The organism is Pararobbsia alpina (assembly GCF_965118125.1).
Taxonomy (GTDB): domain Bacteria; phylum Pseudomonadota; class Gammaproteobacteria; order Burkholderiales; family Burkholderiaceae; genus Pararobbsia; species Pararobbsia alpina_A.
In genome coordinates this window covers 900316-918970 of sequence record NZ_OZ221287.1, presented here as the reverse complement: position 1 = coordinate 918970, position 18655 = coordinate 900316, and the positions used below count along the sequence as shown (strand labels likewise).

The following is an 18655-nucleotide window of genomic DNA, read 5'->3' as shown; positions in this document are numbered from 1 at the left end:
CGCCCTCACCGGCTCGCCGGGACAGCGAGCGCCTCGCGGGCTCCGGCATTCGGTGCAGGCGTGGGGCCATCCGCAGACAGGCCTGCGCCGGTCGCCTCTCCCGTCGCTTCGCCGGCTGCCTCTCTGGCCACGGCAGCCTGCTCGGTCGCGGCCGCCGCACGTTGCTGAAGCGCCCACATCTGCGCATACAGGCCACCCGCGGCGAGCAAGACTTCGTGCGTGCCCCGCTCGACGATGCGGCCGTGATCCATCACGAGAATCTGCTCCGCATGAACGATCGTCGACAATCGATGCGCAATCATCAGCGTCGTGCGGTTTTGCGCGATCAGTCCGAGTTCATGCTGAATCGCGCGCTCCGATCTCGAATCGAGCGCCGACGTTGCCTCATCAAAAATCAGGATCGACGGGTTCTTGAGCAAGGTTCGCGCGATCGCGACACGCTGCTTCTCGCCCCCTGACAATTTAAGACCCCGCTCGCCGACGGTGGTCTCGTATTGCGCCGGAAGGCTCTCGATAAACGTGTGGATATGCGCTGCACGCGCGGCGGCGATCACTTCGTCGCGTGTCGCCGAAGGACGCCCGTACGCGATGTTGTAGTAGATCGTGTCGTTAAACAGCACCGTGTCCTGCGGCACGATACCGATGGCCGCGCGCAGCGACGCCTGTGAGACGTCGCGGATATCCTGCCCGTCGATCGTAATGCGCCCGCCGCTCTTGCGATCGAGATCGTAAAAACGGAACAGCAGCCGCGACAGCGTCGATTTACCCGAGCCGCTGTGACCGACCACGGCCGTCGTCGTGCCGGCTTCGATGGTGAAGCTCAGATCTTCGAGAATGCGGCGCGTGGGCTCGTAGGCAAATTCGACATGATCGAAGCGGACCGTGCCTCCTGCGACAGCAAGCGCCGGTGCGCCGGGCAGGTCGGCCACTTCCTGCGCGACGTGGATCAGCCCGAACATGCGATCCATATCCGTGAGGCTTTGCTTGAGATCCCGATACACCGCCCCAAGAAAATTCAGCGGGATATAGAGCTGCAGCATGAACGTGTTGATCAGCACGAGATCGCCGAGCGTGAGCTTGTGCGCCATGACCCCGGCAACCGCGTGCCAGAGAATCAGCACCATGCACAGGGCAATGATCGATTGCTGACCGAAGTTCAGCATCGACAGCGATTGCTGCGATTTGATTGCCGCGCGCCGATAGTGCTGCAGATTGACGTCATATCGCTCGGCTTCATACGTTTCATTGCCGAAGTATTTGACGGTTTCGTAATTGATCAGTGAATCAATCGCACGCGCATTCGCTTTCGAATCGAGCTCGTTCATGGTGCGCCGGAAATGCGTGCGCCATTCCGTCACCTTGATCGTGAATACGACATACGAAGCCAGTGCGATCAGGGTGACAATCGCGTAATACGGCTCATAGCGAAACACAAAGAAACACAGGACGAGCGTGACTTCGACGATCGTCGGCAGAATGTTGTAGAGCGAATACGAGATCAGCGATTGAATGCCGCGCGTGCCGCGTTCGATGTCACGCGACATGCCGCCGGTCTGGCGCTCGAGGTGAAACCGTAGCGACAACGCGTGAAGATGCTCGAACACGCGCAGGGCGATCTTGCGTGCCGCGCTTTGCGTGACTTTGGCAAACAGCAGTTCGCGCAATTCGGTCAGCGCCGATGTCGACAACCGTACGAGTGCGTATGCGACCACGAGCATGCCGAGCCCGCCCAACAGCACGAGGCCGGGCTGTTGCTGGGCTCGCGCGAGATCGGTGAGGTGCTGCGACACCGACAGGTGATCGATGATCGACTTCATGACCACCGGCACGCCGAGGTTGGCGAGCTTGGCGCCGATCAGACAGGACAGCGCCAGCGCGACGCGGGCGCGATAGTCAGCAAGGTAAGGCAACAGCGACCGGATCGTTTGCCAGTCGTTGCGGGGTGCACCCGGAGTCGGAAGGGGGCCGGGTTCGGAGGAGGCAGCAACGCGACGCATGAAGAACTTGAGTGAAAACGAGACACGTAGTGTGCAGTGCAACATGACACGGCGTCCCGTACAATTGCGGGTGCCGTCATTGTCGCAGAACCGGTCCTTGCGCGCGTCGAAGCGCGCGGCCGCGATCCGCTGTTCCCGTACCCGCCTTTTTCACTCAGAAGACACCGATGGACGCCCTTCCGACCCAGCTCCCCAACAATCAGGAACCGGCCTTGCGCGTGGTGCCGCAGCCGCACGATTCGAATGTCCATGGCGACGTGTTCGGTGGCTGGATCATGTCGCAGGTCGACATCGCCGGCTCGATTCCGGCGAGCCGGCGTGCGAACGGCCGCGTCGTCACGGTGGCGGTCAATTCGTTCGTGTTTCGCGAACCCGTGTTCGTCGGCGATTTGCTGAGCTTCTATACGAAAATCGTCAAGACCGGCCGCACGTCGATCACCGTTGAAGTCGTCGTGTTCGCCCAGCGCATGCGCCTGGCCGACGAAGTCGTCAAGGTCACCGAAGCAACCCTGACCTACGTGGCGACGGGCACGGACCGTCGCCCGCGCGAGCTGCCGGCGCTGCCCTGAGCTTGTGCTGTAGTGTGCGATCTGAAATAAAAACGCCGCTTGAAAGCGGCGTTTTTTTGCGGCGACGAACCACCCCTGCTTCAGCAACGCACTTTTATTCGACGAGCGCTTCTTCGACTTCGCCGTCCGCCTCGAGCAACTCGGGGATTGACGTATTTTCGACGGGCTCGCTGAACAGGTAGCCCTGGATTTCATTGCACCCGCGTGCAAGCAGGAATCGCAGTTGCGATGCGGTTTCGACGCCTTCCGCAATAACCTGCAGATTCAGCGAGTGCGCTAGCGTGATGATCGCGGTGATGATGGTCTCGTCGTCGTTCGACACACCGATATCGCTGACAAACGAGCGATCGATCTTGAGCCGGTCGACCGGGAAACGCTTCAGATACGACAGGCTCGAATAGCCCGTACCGAAGTCGTCGATCGCGAGGTTGATACCGAGGTCGTGCAACGAATTGAGCATCGCCGCGGCTTCCTCGGCGTTGGTCATGATCACGCTTTCGGTCAATTCGATCTCGAGATACTCGGGTGCGAGCCCGGTCTCTTCGAGTACCGACATGACGACCTGCCGGATATCGGTGCGATGAAATTGCCGCGCCGACAGATTGACCGACACGCGTGCGGGCGGCAAACCTTCGTCTTGCCAGGCCTTGTTCTGACGGCATGCTTCGCGCAGCACCCATTCGCCGATCGCTTCGATCAGGCCGCTCTCTTCGGCGACCGGAATGAATTCCGACGGCATGATCAGGCCGGCATCGGGATCCTGCCAGCGAACGAGCGCTTCGAGACCGACGATGCGGCTCGTGGCGATATCGATCTGCGGCTGATAGTGCAGCACGAATTCCTGATCGCGCAGCGCACGGCGCAGGCGGCGTTCGAGGTTCAGTCGCGTGCCGACGCTCTCGTTCATTTCCGGCTGGTAGAACTGGAAGCGATTGCGGCCGAGATCCTTCGCGCGGTACATCGCGAGGTCGGCCTTCTTGAGCAGCGTCTCGGCGTCGTCGCCATCTTGCGGGAACATGCTCGCGCCGAGGCTGCAGCCCACGTAGAACTCATGACCGTCGACCCACACGGCTTCGTTGATCGCGTGGCGCACGCGTTCGGCCCATGTGTTGAGCGCGCGTTCGTCTTCCGGATCGGTCAACACCACGACGAACTCGTCACCACCGTGTCGTGCAACCGTATCGCTGGCGCGTACACATCCCGCAAGACGTCCGGCGATCACGGTCAGCAGCTTGTCGCCGACGCTGTGACCCAGGCTGTCGTTGACGTTCTTGAAGCCATCGAGGTCGAGGAACACGACGGCCACTCGCCCTGAGCCGCGCTGGGCGCGATTAAGCGCCTGACTGAGCCGATCGCGCAGCAGATTGCGGTTCGGCAGATGCGTCAGTGCGTCGTAGTTCGCCTGATATTCGAGCTGCTCCTGATACCGGATCAGCTCCGTTACGTCGTTGATCACGCCGACGTGGTGGGTGATCGTGCCGTCCGCATCCGGCACCGGTGCGATATACAGCTGATTCCAGAACAGCGCGCCGTCCTTGCGATAGTTGCGCAGCACGGCGCTGACTTCGCGATTCGCGCGCATCGACGAACGCAGTGCGACCAGGCCTTCCTGATTGTTGTCGTCGCGCTGCAGGAAGCGGCAGTCCTTGCCGATGACTTCATGCGTCTCATAGCCCGTGATGCGGCGAAACGCGGGGTTCACATATTCGATGAGGTTCTGACCGTCGACATGCGACGTAATCAGGATCGCGTTGACGCTCGCATCGACCGCGCGACTCTGGATCCGCAGTGCCTGATCGGTACGCTTGCGGTCCGTCACATCGGTATAGGAACCGAGCACGCCAATGGTCTCGCCGTTCGCATCCTTGAGCGGCAACACATTGGCGACGATCGCGTGGCGCTGGCCGTTGATGACGATCTCGTCTTCGTAGTTGAGCTGCGGCACACCGGTCGTAAGGACATCGAGGTCGCGCTTGCGCTGAGCTTCGACGTCGCACTCCCACGGCAGATCCGCATCGCCTCGACCGACCAGTTGCTCCGGATACGCCATGCCCGCATCGCGCGCGAACGCCGAGTTGCCGCCGAGGAAGCGCGAATCGAGGTCCTTCCAGTAAATCCGCTGCGGAATATTGTCGATGATGCTCTCGAGCATCTGGTTCGACTGCGTGAGTGCCGCTTCGGTGCTCAGCTGCGCAGTCAGGTCTTCCGCGAGCACGGCGGTCGCAAGACGGCCATCGAACGTCAGCGGATAGAACGTGATGTCGGCGCTGAACAGCGACCCGTCGCGGCGCAGGTAATGCCAGATGCCGCCGCGCGTACGGCCTTCGTCGAGCCGGCTCGGCGCATGACGGGAAATAAAGCGCGCGAGACGCTGTTTCTCGTTCTCGGGACTCAGATCATGCAGCGTCATCCTGCGCAGCTCGGTCTCCGTGTAGCCAAGCTGCCGGACTGCCATTGAGTTGACCGCCAGCACCTCGAGCGTCGACGAATCGCAGATCCACATCGTGACGGGGTGGGCGTCGAACAATTCGCGAAAGCGCGCGTCGCTCTGGCGTGCGGCATGCGCGGCGCGTACGCGCTCACGTGCGGCACGGTCGCGCATCAGGAACGCATAGACCAGCAGGCCGATACCGGCCAGGGTCGCGATCAGCACGGTAATCGTTGCAATGCGCGTGCGGCGTGCCGATTGGGCAAGGCGGGCCGCGAGCGCGCGGTCTTCGTGCACACGCAGGACGGCGAGCGCATCGCTGACATCGCGGCGATCTTCAGCGAGCGCAGGGTCGTCGCGCATGCCGTCGACTTCCATGGCCGCGCGCGACAGATCGGCGCGCCATCGTTCGACGATGTGTTCGAGCTTGTCGAGCGCCACGGCCTGTTCGCGATCACCCGCGACGGTATGGCGCATGCGATCGAGGATCACATGCTGGGCTGCCGTCACGCGTGCGACGTCGGGCAGCGCCGGCACACTGTGATGCTGCGAGGCCGATTCGTAGAGCGATCGCTCGTCATACAAGCCGCGCAGGTAGGCCTCGAGGTCCTCCTTCATCTGAAGCGACCGCGCCATCCAGGTGTCGGCTTCCGACTGGCCGAGGATCTGGGTGTAGGCGATAAACCCGTTCGCGCCGACGGCCGCACAGACGACGGCCAGCGTGATCAGTAGTCGTTTGGAAAAGAAGGAGCTCATATCCCCGTTTTCGCCGCAGGGACTCGCCGGCGCAGATTGAGTTGCTTGTAGATAACAACCTATCCACCGGCTAACGGCAGTTTTTAGAAAATCATGAGCGTCCGCTGGACAAAAAGGCGGCAAACAGATGGTTCAAGTGCGGGATTCCAGGGTGGATATCCTAAACATGTTCAATTTGTGAGCGAAACGAACACAGTTCGTTTTCGTCGTGGGATTTGCGGCATTTCAAGTGGCGATTTCAGCCCTTGATGCCGAACTCGGTCATGGCGGCCGCGAAGTCGTCGCTACGCCGGGCCTTTCGCGCGAGTTTGGTGAGAGCGTAACGCTGTCCGACGCTCAATCCCGACCAGGCCTTCAGCGAAAGCGCGTCGACGCCATGTTGGGCAGCCTGGGAGATGACGGACTCGGGCACATCTCCGGGGGCCAGTTCACCGACGCCTTCGGGCGCCTGCCGCTCAATGGCTCCGCCGGCGACGTCCAGGATCGCCGCCGTCAGCAGCGACTCGAATGCCGACGACTTCGCAGCGTCGAATTCGGGCTCCAGACTCGCGAGCTGCGCGCGACGGGGCTCGGGCAATGCCTGCCACTGCGCCAGCGTGAGCCGCATCCCGCAGAGATCGAGGTAAAACCGCACGCCGAGCGGGATAAACGCCAGGGGATCAGAATGAGCTCGCTCGAAGGAGAACAGATAGGGGCTGGAAGCGAAAGTCATGATCGGCGCCTAGAATCGAGGTCATGGAAACACGAGCATTGTGGCACGCGTAACGCACCGGACAGCACCGTATGAACGATTCCCTCGACACTGAGACCCACACCACCGCGACCGTGCCAGTGGTCCGCCACCGCGGGCAACATGCCACGGCGACGACGGACCGTATCGCCCAGGAGTGGCCCGTGGCGATCGTCTGCAACGGCATTTCGCATGCAGTGATGATGTGCTCGCCAGCGGATCTCGAAGCGTTCGCACTCGGCTTCGTGCTAACCGAGGGGATCGTCGAGCGTCGCAGCGATGTCGTCGACATCGAGATCGTCTGGCATGACGGCAGTGCCGAAGTCGAGGTCACGCTGGTGCAGCAGGCGTTCGGCGAGCTCAAGGTCAAGCGGAGGAGTCTCGCCGGGCGCTCGGGCTGCGGCGTATGCGGAATCGAGAGCATCGAGTTGCTCGACCTCGAGGCCGACCGGATCGCTTCAGGGACCTTTCTGTCAACGCTCGATCCGCAAGCCGTGGCACGCGCCGCGGCGGGCCTTCCCGATCGTCAGGTGCTGCAGAAGCTCACCGGTGGCGTGCACGCGGCGGCATGGTGCGATGCGAACGGAGAGATCCTGCACGTCTGCGAAGACGTGGGGCGCCACAACGCTCTCGACAAGCTGATCGGGAAAATAGCGTTTGCTCGTCAGTCGACGCAGGACGGATTCGTGTTTCTGTCGAGCCGCGCGAGCTACGAATTGATCCGTAAGGCTGCGCGCGTCGATGTGCCGATGATCGCGACGATCTCGGCACCCACGTCGCTGGCGATCAACATCGCAAAACAGGCCGGCATCCGTCTCGTCGCCTTTGCGCGCGGCGACGGGTTCGTCGAGTACGCGCCGGCCTGAGAAGCTTCGTTCGCGCTTCTGCCTCAGGCGTCCGCCTTACGCTTCCGCCTCAGGCGTCCGTCGCGAACGCTCGGTTCAAGCTGCGTCCCGAGCGCTCGCGTCGCAGCGTCTTGCACGCTGCCTTCGTTGTCGCCTTAGTTGAACTGCGCGAAATTCGGCGCGCGTTTTTCCATAAAGGCGGCAAACGCTTCGCGCGCCTCGGGCGCCCCAAGCATCTTGCCGAACTGCGCGCCCTCCTCGTCCATTCGTGCGAGCACCGCGGAGCGATTCGCATCCTTCATCAACGCCTTCGTCACACGCAGCGATGCCGACGGCAGCGCAGCAAGCTTCTTGGCCTGGGCCAACGCAAAGGCATTGACTTCTTCGGCCGGCAGCACGCGGCTCACGAGCCCCATGGCCAGCGCTTCATTCGCATCGAAGGCCTCGCCCAGCAGCAGCTTCTCGGCGGCACGCTGATATCCGGCGAGCTGCGGCAACAACAGGCTCGACGCTGCTTCGGGGCACAGGCCCAGTTGCGTGAAAGGCAGTGAGAATCGCGCGTTGGCACCGGCATAGACGAGGTCGCAATGCAGCAGCATCGTCGTACCGATGCCGACGGCAGCCCCCGACACCGCGGCGACGATCGGCTTGCTTGCCTTCGCCATGCCCCGTAAAAACTGGAAGACCGGCGGGTCGTCGCCACGCGGCGGGTTCCGCGCAAAATCGGCGAGATCGTTGCCCGCGCTGAATATCTGCGCATCACCACGAATCAGCACAACGCGAATCGACGTGTCGGCCGCCGCTTCGGCAAGCCCGTCCGCCATCGCCTGGTACATCGCGACGGTGATCGCGTTTTTCTTCGCGACACGATTGAAGGCAATCGTCAGCACGCCGTCTTCGCGGCTCACGACGATATCGGTTTGATTCTCGACGCTCGTATCCATCTCCGTCTCCTGTGATGTCAGGCCATGCTCGCCGGCCGTCTTTGCTTCAAGCCTGCTTCGTGTCCAAGAAAAAACGGCCTGCATGAGGCAGGCCGTTTGTCAGTGCTTGCCATGCCCGCACTGCGATATCGCGTTCAGGTTCCGCCTCAGACGCGCTCGATAATGCCGGCGGCGCCCATCCCCGTACCGACGCACATCGTCACCATGCCGTACTTGAGGTTGTGACGACGCAGCGCATGCACGACAGTGGCAGCGCGGATTGCACCGGTCGCGCCGAGCGGGTGACCGAGTGCGATCGCGCCGCCCATGCGATTGACCTTCGAACGATCGAGGCCGAGATCCTGGATCACCGCGAGCGATTGTGCGGCAAACGCTTCGTTGAGTTCGATCCAGTCGAGATCGTCCTGCTTGAGCCCCGCCGCCTTCAGCGCAGCCGGGATCGCGACCTTCGGGCCAATACCCATGATCTCGGGCGGCACGCCGCGCACTGCAAAGCTCACAAAGCGGGCGAGCGGCGTCAGGTTGAATTGCTTGAGGATCTTCTCGGACACGACGATCAGCGCGCCTGCGCCATCGGACGTTTGCGAGCTGTTGCCGGCCGTCACCGAACCCTTGTTCGCGAACACGGTCTTGAGCTTGCCCAGACCTTCGATCGACGTATCCGCACGCGGACCTTCGTCGAGCTTGATCTCGCGCTCGCGAATCTTCACTTCACCCGTCGACAGATCCGGCGTGTGCTCGCGCACCGTGAACGGCGAGATCTCGTCGTTGAACTCACCGGCGGCCTGCGCCGCCAGTGCCTTCTGATGCGACTCGTACGAGAACTGGTCCTGCGCGTCGCGGCTGATCTTCCATTGCTCGGCGACCTTTTCCGCGGTCATGCCCATGCCATAGGCGATGCCGACGTTCTCGTCGCGTTCGAAGATGGTCGGCGACATCGACGGCTTGTTGCCCATCATCGGCACCATGCTCATCGATTCGACGCCGCCCGCGATCATCACGTCCGACTCGCCGACGCGAATGCGGTCAGCGGCCATGGCCAGCGCCGTGACGCCCGATGCGCAGAAGCGGTTGACCGTGACGCCGCCGATCGTATTCGGCAGGCCTGCCAGCAGCACGCCAAGGCGCGCGACATTCAGGCCTTGCTCACCCTCAGGAATCGCGCAGCCGATGATCGCGTCTTCAACGAGGCTCGTGTCGAGACCCGGCACCTGGCCGAACGCCGACTTCAGCGCATGAACCAGCAGTTCATCGGGACGCGTGTTGCGGAACGCGCCACGCGGCGCCTTGCCGATCGGTGTGCGGCTTGCTGCGACGATATAGGCGTCTTGCAGTTGTTTGCTCATTTCGTGCTCCTTTGCGCTTAGTTGCGAACCGGCTTGCCGGTCTGCAACAGGCCCATGATGCGTTCCTGTGTCTTGGCCGTGCCGAGCAGTTCGACGAATGCCTTACGCTCGAGCTTGAGCAGCCACTCTTCGTCGACGAGACTGCCGGCTTCGAGGTCACCGCCGCACACCGCCTCGGCGATCTTGCCCGCGATGAGGTAGTCGTGCGCCGAGATGAAACGGCCGTCGCGCATGTTCACGAGTTGCGCCTTGATCGTGGCGACACCCGAGCGTCCCGCGACAGGCACCGCACGCGCACGCAGCGGCGCACGATAGCCAGCCTCGGCCAGCGCACGCGCTTCGCCGCGTGCCGTGTGGAGCAGTTCGAACACGTTGAAGATGATCGTGTCCGACGGCTTCAGGTAGCCCATCTGGCGCGCCTCGAGTGCTGAGGTCGACACCTTCGCGGTCGCGGCATTCGTGAACGACTTCGTGACGAATTGCAGATAGTTGACGCTTTCCGCTGCCGTCGCGGCTTCTGCTGCGCGCAGCGCGGCTTCCTTCAGGCCGCCACCGGCCGGCACGAGGCCGACACCGATTTCGACGAGGCCGAAATAGCTTTCGATATGGGCGACACGCTTCGCGCTATGCAGCGCGAGTTCGCAACCGCCGCCGAGCGCGAGGCCCGACACCGCGGCAACGACCGGCACCGCCGAATACTTGACGCGCATCATGCCGTCCTGGAACTTCTTGACGAACGGCTCGATACCCTTCGCGCCGCCGGCCATGAAGGCGGGCATCGCTTCTTCGAGGTTTGCGCCGGCCGAGAACGGACCACCCGGCGTGCCGAGCTTCAAAGACGTCGGTTGCCAGATCACGACGCCCTTGAACGACTTCTCGGCGATGTCGATCGCCTGCACGATGCCGTCGATGACCGACGGTCCGATCGTGTTCATCTTGCTCTTGAACGAGACGACCAGAATGTCGTCCTGGCCGGCCTTGTCATCCGTCCATGCACGAACTGTGTCGGTTTCGAATACGGTTTTACCGTACTTGAGCGGATCCGGGCCACCGGCGCCGAGCACCGGCGCGCGGAACACCTGACGGTCGTACACGGCGAGCGAGCTGCGTGCGACGAAGTTCTTCGCGGCCGGCGAATACGAACCGGCTTCGGCATGCACGCCGTTGTTGTCGGCGACCTTGCCTTCGAACACCCATGCCGGCAGCGGTGCGTTCGCGAGCGCCTTGCCGGCGTCGATATCGGCCTTGACCCACTCGGCGACCTGCTTCCAGCCGGCGGCTTGCCAGCCTTCGAACGGACCTTCGTTCCAGCCGAAGCCCCAGCGGATCGCGAGGTCGACGTCGCGCGCGTTGTCGGCGATCGACTCGAGATGCACGGCGATGTAGTGGAACACGTCACGGAAAATCGACCACAGGAACTGTGCCTGCGGGTTGTCCGATTCGCGCAGGAGCTTCAGACGCTCTGCGGCCGGGCGCTTGAGGATGCGGCCAACGAGCTCGTCCGCCTTCGCGCCCGACTCGACATATTCGCCCTTGGCGGCGTCAAGCACCTTGATGACCTTGCCTTCCTTCTTGTAGAAGCCGGCACCCGTCTTCTGGCCCAGCGCGCCCTTCTCGACCAGTGCCTTGAGCACGGCCGGCGTCTGGTAGACGGGGTAGAACGGATCGTCGGGCAGCGTGTCCTGCATCGTCTTGATCACGTGCGCCATCGTATCGAGGCCGACGACGTCCGCCGTGCGGAACGTGGCCGACTTCGCGCGACCCAGGCGCGAACCCGTGAGGTCGTCGACGACGTCGAAACCGAGACCGAACTTGGCCGCTTCGGTGACGACTGCGAGAATCGAGAAGATCCCGACACGGTTTGCAATGAAGTTCGGCGTGTCCTTGGCGCGCACGACGCCCTTGCCGACGACGCTCGTGAGGAACGTTTCGAGGTTGTCGAGAATCTCGGGCTTCGTCGTCGCGGTCGGGATCAGCTCGACGAGATGCATGTAGCGCGGCGGATTGAAGAAGTGCACGCCGCAGAAGCGCGCCTTCAGCGTGTCGTCGAAGCCTTCGGACAGGGCCGTGATCGACAGACCCGACGTGTTCGACGCGAAAATCGCATTGGCGCCCAGCACCGGTGCGACCTTCTTGTACAGGTCGTGCTTCCAGTCCATGCGCTCGGCGATCGCCTCGATCACCAGGTCGCATTCCTTGAGCTTGTCGAGATCGTCGTCGTAGTTCGCAGGCTCGATGTACTGCGCGTCGTCCTTCACACCGAACGGCGCGGGGCTCAGCTTCTTGAGGTTCTCGATCGCCTTGAGCGCGATCGCATTCTTCGGGCCTTCCTTCGCAGGCAGGTCGAACAGCAGCACGGGCACTTTCGCGTTGACGAGGTGCGCAGCGATTTGCGCCCCCATCACGCCGGCGCCCAGCACGGCGACCTTGCGAATGATCAGATTGCTCACAGAGTTGTCTCCGGGAATGAGAAGTCGGTTCAGAACAGTTCGGCTTCGAGTTCCATCAACGGCTTGACGCCCGCGCGCGCTGCGCGGATCTGGTAAGCCGTTTCAGGCAGCAGCTTGGCGAAGTAGAACCGCGCCGTCGCCAGCTTGGCCTTGTAGAACGTATCGCCGCTGTCCTGCTTGTCGAGCGCGATGCGCGCCATGCGGGCCCAGAAATAGGCGAACACGACGTGGCCCGCGACACGCAGGTACGGCACCGCCGCGGCGCCGACTTCGTCGGGATTCGCCATGGCCTTCATGCCGATTTCCATCGTCAGCTTCTGGAGCTTCTCGCCGATGTCCGCGAGCGGATTGATGAACTCCTGCATCTCCGACTTGATGCCTTCCTGCTCGACGAAGTCCTGCACGATCTTGCCGAACTTCTTCATCTTCGCGCCCATGTCGCCAAGCACCTTGCGGCCCAGCAGGTCGAGCGACTGAATCGTGTTCGTGCCTTCATAGATCTGGTTGATCCGCGCATCGCGCACGTATTGCTCCATGCCCCATTCGCGGATGAAGCCGTGACCGCCAAATACCTGAAGACCCAGGTTGGTCGATTCGAATGCGTTGTCCGTCAGAAACGCCTTGATGATCGGCGTGAGCAGCGCGACGAGGTCGGCCGCGTCCTTGCGCACGCTTTCGTCTTCGTGCGACAGCTCGCGGTCGATCTGCAGCGCGATCCAGTACGAGAACGCGCGGCCGCCTTCGGCGTAGGCCTTTTGCGTGAGCAGCATGCGGCGCACGTCGGGGTGGACGATGATCGGGTCGGCGGCCTTCTCCGGCGCCTTCGGACCGCTCAGCGAACGCATCTGCAGGCGGTCCTTCGCGTAGGCGAGCGAGTTCTGATACGCGACTTCGGTCAGGCCGAGGCCTTGCATGCCCACGCCGAGACGCGCGGCGTTCATCATGACGAACATCGCGTTGAGACCCTTGTTCGGCTCGCCGACGAGCGTGCCGACCGCATCATCAAGATTCATCACACACGTCGAATTGCCGTGAATGCCCATCTTGTGCTCGATCGAGCCGCACTTGATGCCGTTGCGCGAGCCGATGCTGCCATCCGAGGCCACGTTGAACTTCGGCACGGCAAACAGCGAAATGCCCTTGGTGCCCGCCGGTGCGTCGGGCAGGCGCGCGAGCACGAGGTGGACGATGTTGTCCGCGAGGTCGTGTTCGCCGCTCGAAATGAAAATCTTCGTGCCGGTGATCTTGTAAGTACCGTCGGCCTGCGGTTCGGCCTTCGTGCGCAGCATGCCGAGATCGGTGCCGCAATGCGGTTCGGTCAGACACATCGTGCCGGTCCATTCACCGGACACGAGCTTGGCCAGATACACGCGCTTCTGCTCGTCGGTGCCGTGTGCATGCAGCGCTTCGTACGCGCCATGCGACAGGCCCGGATACATCGTCCACGCCTGGTTCGACGAGTTCAGCATCTCGAACAGCGCGTTGTTCATGAAGATCGGCAGGCCCTGGCCGCCGAAGTCAGGGTCGCACGCGAGCGCGGGCCAGCCCGCTTCGACGTACTGCTTGTAGGCTTCCTTGAAACCCTTGGGCGTGGTCACGACGCCGTCGGCCCAATGGCAGCCTTCCTCGTCGCCGCTCTGGTTGAGCGGGAACACGACGTCCGCGCAGAACTTGCCGGCTTCCTCGATCACCTGATTGACGGTGTCGGCGTCGATGTCCACGTGCTTGGGCATCTGCTTGAGTTCGGCTTCGACATTGAGCAGTTCGTGCAGGACGAATTGCATATCGCGCAGCGGCGCGGCGTACTGACCCATGAGTCTCTCCAATAAATTCGAACGACGCCGCGGCGCTGAACCGCGGTCACGTCACGCTTTGATGCTTTGATACGAATCGAACAGCTTCTCGAGTGCCTTGCGCGTGAGATCGACCGCATCGGGCAGTTTCAAAAACCGTCCATCGTGATGCAGGCCGAGTGTCAGGCTGTACAACTCCAGCAACATCATCTGCGGATCCGTGTCGGGACGCAGATGACCTTCATCCATCGCCTGGCGAATCGCGCGCAACAGCGCCTGACGCCAGATCGTTACGCTCTGCACGAGTTGTTCGCGGACCGGACTGTCGGCGCGGTCGTCGTATTCCACCGCGCCGCTGATGTAGATGCAGCCGGTCGTGACTTCCTGAACGCGCTTGTCGATCCACCGCCACATCATCGCGCGCAGGCGCGGCATGCCGCGCGGCTCGCGAATCGCGGGGTAGAACACCTCCTGCTCGAAGCGGCGGTGATACTCCCGGACCACCTCGACCTGCAGGTCCTCGCGCGAACCGAAGTGCGCGAAGACGCCGCTCTTGCTCATCTGCATACGCTCGGCCAGCAAGCCGATTGTCAGTCCCTCAAGACCGTCCCGGCTTGCCAGGTCAAGCGCCGCGTCCAGAATCGCAGCTCGTGTTTGTTCGCCTTTTCGCATAATCTTTTTCTACCGTTCAAACATGTCAAGCACAAAAACGAACGGCCGTACTATTGTGGTTCTTCGGCCGCCCGAGTCACAAGCACTTTATTAGAAACCGTGATCTAACCGAGGCGATCCTCACGCAGGTGGCAGAAGGCTCGCGGGCATTTGCCGGCCTGCTTGTGGCGGGCGACGGCAGGGAAGGGGTTTGAAAGGCGCCCGGATTGCTCCGGGCGGCGCGGGCCTCGTGATCCGGCACCGTTTCAGACGCAGCCCGGGCGAGCGTGCGCGCCGGGCGTCCGTCGGCCGGCGCAGCCAGGCGCGACGCGGCGTTTAAAGCGATCGTAAGGTCCGTCAACCCCATGATCGCCGCGATTTCGAACGATTGGACTAATCGTATTCACCGATCGTCAACAGTTTCATCGCGAGGCGGTAACCGTTATAGGTGAACCAGTTCAACAGCCGCACCGGCAAAGGCCGCGACGCGTAGCGCTGCGGATCGATCCGGGGGGAATCGTCGAACGCGGAAAGGATGGCCGCATGCAGATCGGGCACGATCGGATCGTTGACGATCACGACGTTCGCCTCGTGGTTCAGCACCAGGCTCAGCGCGTCGAGGTTCGACGACCCCACCGTGGCCCAGCTGCGGTCGATCACGGCAACCTTCCCATGCAGCAAGGTCTTGTTGTACTCGGCGATCTCTGCCCCGGCACGCATCAGCATGCCGTAGAGCGAAGGCACCGCATAGTCGAGAATCGGGAATTCCTTGCGCCCGATCAATAAACGGACGCGCACGCCGCGCTCAGCCGCGGACACCAGCGCGCGGCGCAATTTGCGCCCCGGTACGAAATAAGGATTCGCAAGAACAACCTCCTCCCGCGCACGCCCGATCGCGTGGAGATACGCCTTCTCGATCGTGCGACGCCGGGTCAGGTTATCGCGCGCCACGAACGCGACCTGCGGCCCACGCGACGAGGTTTCGACCGGCGCATACGGGATGCGCCGCATGAACTGCAGCGTGCGTTCAAGTCCCGACGTAACGGGATTCTGATCGAGACGGCGCCATTGGACTTCGAACGCCGCATTGACTTCGCTCGCGACGGGTCCCGTGACTTCGACGGCAAAATCCCAGCGCGGCGCGTCGAGCCGCACCCCTTCGTTCTCGAGATCGTCGACGATGTTGATGCCACCGACGAAGCTGATTTCTCCGTCGATCGACGCAATCTTGCGATGAGTGCGCGAGAAACCGAACCGGCCGAACAGATGCGGATTGAAGATGCGAAAGCGCACGCCATGGGCGCGCCAGTCATCGTAGAACCGAAGCGTGCGCTCAGTGCCGATGCCGTCGGTGATCACGCGCACCGCGATACCTCGACGCGCGGCCTCGACAAGGGCCGCGGACACTTTGGCGCCGGCCTCGTCGTCACTGAAGATATAGACCTCGACGACGACCGTCTTTGACGCCGCGCGAATCCGTTCAGCCAGCGCTTCGAAATACTCGTCGCCGGAACGGAATAACCGTACCTGATTGCCGGACGTGAACGATAGTCGCGCACTCCCGTGCGCTCGCGGAAACACGCGCAACGCATCGGGACTGTCCGGCTCGGCGTCGCCGGACGTGAATTCCTGGGCTCGGGTCGTCGGGATAGGCGCGTCCGTCGTCATGCGGCGGTCCGAAGGCGTTGCGGCAGTTGGAGAACAGCTTCCGCGTTGGAACGCGAGAAGCACCGTTCGGCGGCCTCACGATAGGGCAGCCATATGAAATCCGTGTGTTCGCGCGGCGCAAGCGTGACTTCGATATCGCGGGGCACCGTGAGGCCGAACCAGTGCTCGGTATTGCGGACCACGCCCGGCGCGTACCGGTGGCGCCAGACCGGATAGATTTCGTAGTCGATCGTATGGTGCCAGTCGACCAGCGCGTGCTCAGGCACGCCGGTCGCACCGCTCGCACCGACGACGATGCCCGTTTCCTCGGCCGCTTCGCGCGCGGCGACTTCGGCGAGCGGCTCGTCGATCCGGTCCTTGGAGCCCGTGACCGATTGCCAGAACCCCGGCCGGTCGGCGCGTTCGATCAATAACACCTCGAGTTCGACGGTGTGAATGACGACGAGAACGGATTCGGGAATCTTGAAAGGCCGCATTGCAAGTGCCAGGGGTCGGTGACCGGAGTGTGAACACCGTAACGATAGCAGGCGTACGCGCACCCCGCGCGCCGCCTGTTCGCGCACAAAAAAAAAACCTCCCCGAATCGGGGAGGTTTCCTGTATCAACCGGGCGGCGCTGCTCAGACCGTCTTTGCCGGTTCTTGCGCGCGCAAGCGGATATGTAACTCGCGCAGTTGCTTTTCGTCGACTTCGCTCGGCGCCTGCGTCAGCAGATCCTGCGCACGTTGCGTCTTCGGGAACGCGATCACGTCACGGATCGAATCGGCGCCGGCCATCATCGTGATGATGCGGTCGAGACCAAACGCGATACCGCCGTGCGGCGGCGCGCCGTATTGAAGCGCGTCGAGCAGGAAGCCGAACTTGTCGCGAGCTTCTTCAGCGCCGATCTTCATCGCGCGGAACACCTTGCTTTGGATCTCTTCGCGGTGGATACGGACCGAACCGCCGCCGATTTCCCAGCCGTTGAGCACCATGTCGTAGGCCTTGGCCAGGCAACGGCCCGGATCGGCTTCGAGGTAGTCGACGTGCTCGTCCTTCGGGCTCGTGAACGGATGGTGAGCTGCAACCCAGCGCGTGTTCTCTTCGTCGTACTCGAACATCGGGAAGTCGATGACCCACAGCGGGCGCCATGCCTGTTCCGACAGACCCTTCTCGACGCCGAACTCCGAGTGGCCCACCTTCAGGCGCAGCGCGCCGAGGCTGTCGTTGACGACCTTCGCGCGATCCGCCGCGAAGAAAATAATGTCGCCATCCTGTGCTGCCGTACGTTCGAGAATTGCCGCGATGGCTGCATCGTGCAGATTCTTGACGATCGGGCTTTGCAGACCATCACGGCCCTTCGCCACTTCGTTGACCTTGATCCAGGCGAGGCCCTTCGCGCCGTAGATCTTGACGAAATCGGTGTAGCTGTCGATATCGCCACGCGTCAGTTCGCCACCATGCGGCACGCGCAGTGCAGCGACGCGACCGTCCTTCGTGTTGGCCGGCGTGCTGAACACCTTGAAGTCGACGTCCTTCATCGCATCGGTCAGCTCGGTGAATTCGAGCTTCACGCGCAGGTCGGGCTTGTCCGAGCCGAAGCGGCGCATGGCCTCTTCGTACTTCATGACGGGAATCGTATCGCCGAGATCGACGTTCATCGTGTTCTTGAACACGGTGCGGATCATCGTCTCGAACAGGTCACGAATCTCCTGTTCCGTCAGGAACGAGGTTTCGCAGTCGATCTGCGTAAATTCGGGCTGGCGGTCGGCGCGCAGGTCTTCGTCGCGGAAGCACTTCGTGATCTGGTAGTAACGATCGAAGTTCGCCACCATCAGCAGCTGCTTGAACAGCTGCGGCGACTGCGGCAACGCGAAGAAGTGACCGGCGTTCACACGCGAGGGCACGAGGTAGTCGCGTGCGCCTTCCGGCGTGCTCTTCGTGAGCATCGGCGTTTCGATGTCGATAAAGCCTTGCGCGTCGAGATACTTGCGCACTTCCATCGCGACGCGATAGCGCAGGCGCAGGTTCTGCTGCATCTGCGGACGGCGCAGGTCAAGCACGCGGTGCGTCAGGCGCGTCGTTTCCGACAGGTTGTCGTCGTCGAGCTGGAACGGCGGCGTGATCGACGCGTTCAGCACTTCAAGCTCGTGACACAGCACTTCGATCTTGCCGCTGTTGAGGCCCGTATTTTCGGTGCCGGCCGGGCGCGCACGCACGAGGCCCGTGATATGCACGCAGTATTCATTGCGCACGCCTTCGGCCACCGCAAACATCTCGGCGCGGTCCGGATCGCAGACGACCTGAACGAGGCCTTCGCGGTCGCGCAGATCGATGAAGATCACACCACCGTGGTCACGGCGGCGATGCACCCAGCCGCACAGGGAAACGGTCTGGCCGAGCAGGGCTTCAGTCACCAGCCCGCAGTATTGAGTTCTCATCGACATGATATGGACTTTCGCTCAGTAGCTTTCGTTGCTTCGTTTATTCGTTATGGGAG

Annotated in this window: 13 protein-coding genes; 2 read left to right on the top strand and 11 right to left on the bottom strand. The window is 62.5% G+C overall.

The window, feature by feature from the left end:
- Window positions 1-5 precede the first annotated feature (5 nt).
- Window positions 6-1997 carry an ABCB family ABC transporter ATP-binding protein/permease gene (locus ACMFWR_RS03905; protein ID WP_413194772.1) on the bottom strand — a complete coding sequence of 664 codons (1992 nt, stop codon included), beginning with the start codon at window positions 1995-1997 and terminating at the stop codon, window positions 6-8.
- 167 nt (window positions 1998-2164) lie between these two features.
- Here ACMFWR_RS03905 and ACMFWR_RS03900 point away from each other — a divergent pair, with 167 nt between their 5' ends.
- Window positions 2165-2566 (top strand): acyl-CoA thioesterase, encoded by a 402-nt coding sequence (locus ACMFWR_RS03900; protein WP_413193715.1) that lies wholly within the window; start codon window positions 2165-2167, stop codon window positions 2564-2566.
- Between the two features lie 94 nt (window positions 2567-2660).
- Here ACMFWR_RS03900 and ACMFWR_RS03895 read toward each other — a convergent pair whose 3' ends face one another.
- Window positions 2661-5750: an EAL domain-containing protein gene (locus tag ACMFWR_RS03895; RefSeq protein ID WP_413193714.1), complete on the bottom strand. Its 3090-nt coding sequence runs from the start codon at window positions 5748-5750 to the stop codon at window positions 2661-2663.
- 238 nt (window positions 5751-5988) lie between these two features.
- Window positions 5989-6462, bottom strand: a complete 474-nt coding sequence (locus ACMFWR_RS03890) for a nitrate reductase associated protein (RefSeq protein ID WP_413193713.1) — start codon at window positions 6460-6462, stop codon at window positions 5989-5991.
- A gap of 71 nt (window positions 6463-6533) precedes the next feature.
- On the opposite strand from ACMFWR_RS03890, the gene fdhD reads away from it, so the two are divergent.
- Entirely contained in the window at window positions 6534-7346 is an 813-nt protein-coding gene (fdhD, locus tag ACMFWR_RS03885) for a formate dehydrogenase accessory sulfurtransferase FdhD (protein WP_413193712.1), read from the top strand.
- 134 nt (window positions 7347-7480) lie between these two features.
- Here the strand turns inward: fdhD and ACMFWR_RS03880 are convergent, their stop codons facing one another.
- The 8 genes from ACMFWR_RS03880 to aspS all read right to left on the bottom strand — a co-directional run bounded on the left by ACMFWR_RS03880 (window position 7481) and on the right by aspS (window position 18602).
- Window positions 7481-8269 carry an enoyl-CoA hydratase gene (locus ACMFWR_RS03880; protein ID WP_413193711.1) on the bottom strand — a complete coding sequence of 263 codons (789 nt, stop codon included), beginning with the start codon at window positions 8267-8269 and terminating at the stop codon, window positions 7481-7483.
- A gap of 146 nt (window positions 8270-8415) precedes the next feature.
- Entirely contained in the window at window positions 8416-9615 is a 1200-nt protein-coding gene (locus ACMFWR_RS03875) for an acetyl-CoA C-acyltransferase (RefSeq protein ID WP_413193710.1), read from the bottom strand.
- Between the two features lie 17 nt (window positions 9616-9632).
- Window positions 9633-12065, bottom strand: coding sequence for a 3-hydroxyacyl-CoA dehydrogenase/enoyl-CoA hydratase family protein (locus ACMFWR_RS03870; RefSeq protein WP_413193709.1), 2433 nt, complete (start codon window positions 12063-12065; stop codon window positions 9633-9635).
- 29 nt (window positions 12066-12094) lie between these two features.
- Window positions 12095-13879, bottom strand: coding sequence for an acyl-CoA dehydrogenase C-terminal domain-containing protein (locus ACMFWR_RS03865; protein ID WP_413193708.1), 1785 nt, complete (start codon window positions 13877-13879; stop codon window positions 12095-12097).
- A 51-nt stretch (window positions 13880-13930) separates the two neighbouring features.
- The gene (locus ACMFWR_RS03860) at window positions 13931-14530 is read right to left on the bottom strand and encodes a TetR/AcrR family transcriptional regulator (protein ID WP_413193707.1); all 600 of its coding nucleotides are present in this window, start codon (window positions 14528-14530) and stop codon (window positions 13931-13933) included.
- A 372-nt stretch (window positions 14531-14902) separates the two neighbouring features.
- Window positions 14903-16177 (bottom strand): cardiolipin synthase ClsB, encoded by a 1275-nt coding sequence (gene clsB / locus ACMFWR_RS03855; RefSeq protein ID WP_413193706.1) that lies wholly within the window; start codon window positions 16175-16177, stop codon window positions 14903-14905.
- On the bottom strand, window positions 16174-16653 hold the full coding sequence (nudB, locus tag ACMFWR_RS03850) for a dihydroneopterin triphosphate diphosphatase (protein ID WP_413193705.1): 480 nt from the start codon (window positions 16651-16653) through the stop codon (window positions 16174-16176). Before nudB ends, clsB begins: the two co-directional genes overlap by 4 nt.
- A 143-nt stretch (window positions 16654-16796) precedes the next feature.
- Window positions 16797-18602, bottom strand: coding sequence for an aspartate--tRNA ligase (aspS, locus tag ACMFWR_RS03845; RefSeq protein ID WP_413193704.1), 1806 nt, complete (start codon window positions 18600-18602; stop codon window positions 16797-16799).
- Window positions 18603-18655: the final 53 nt, after the last annotated feature.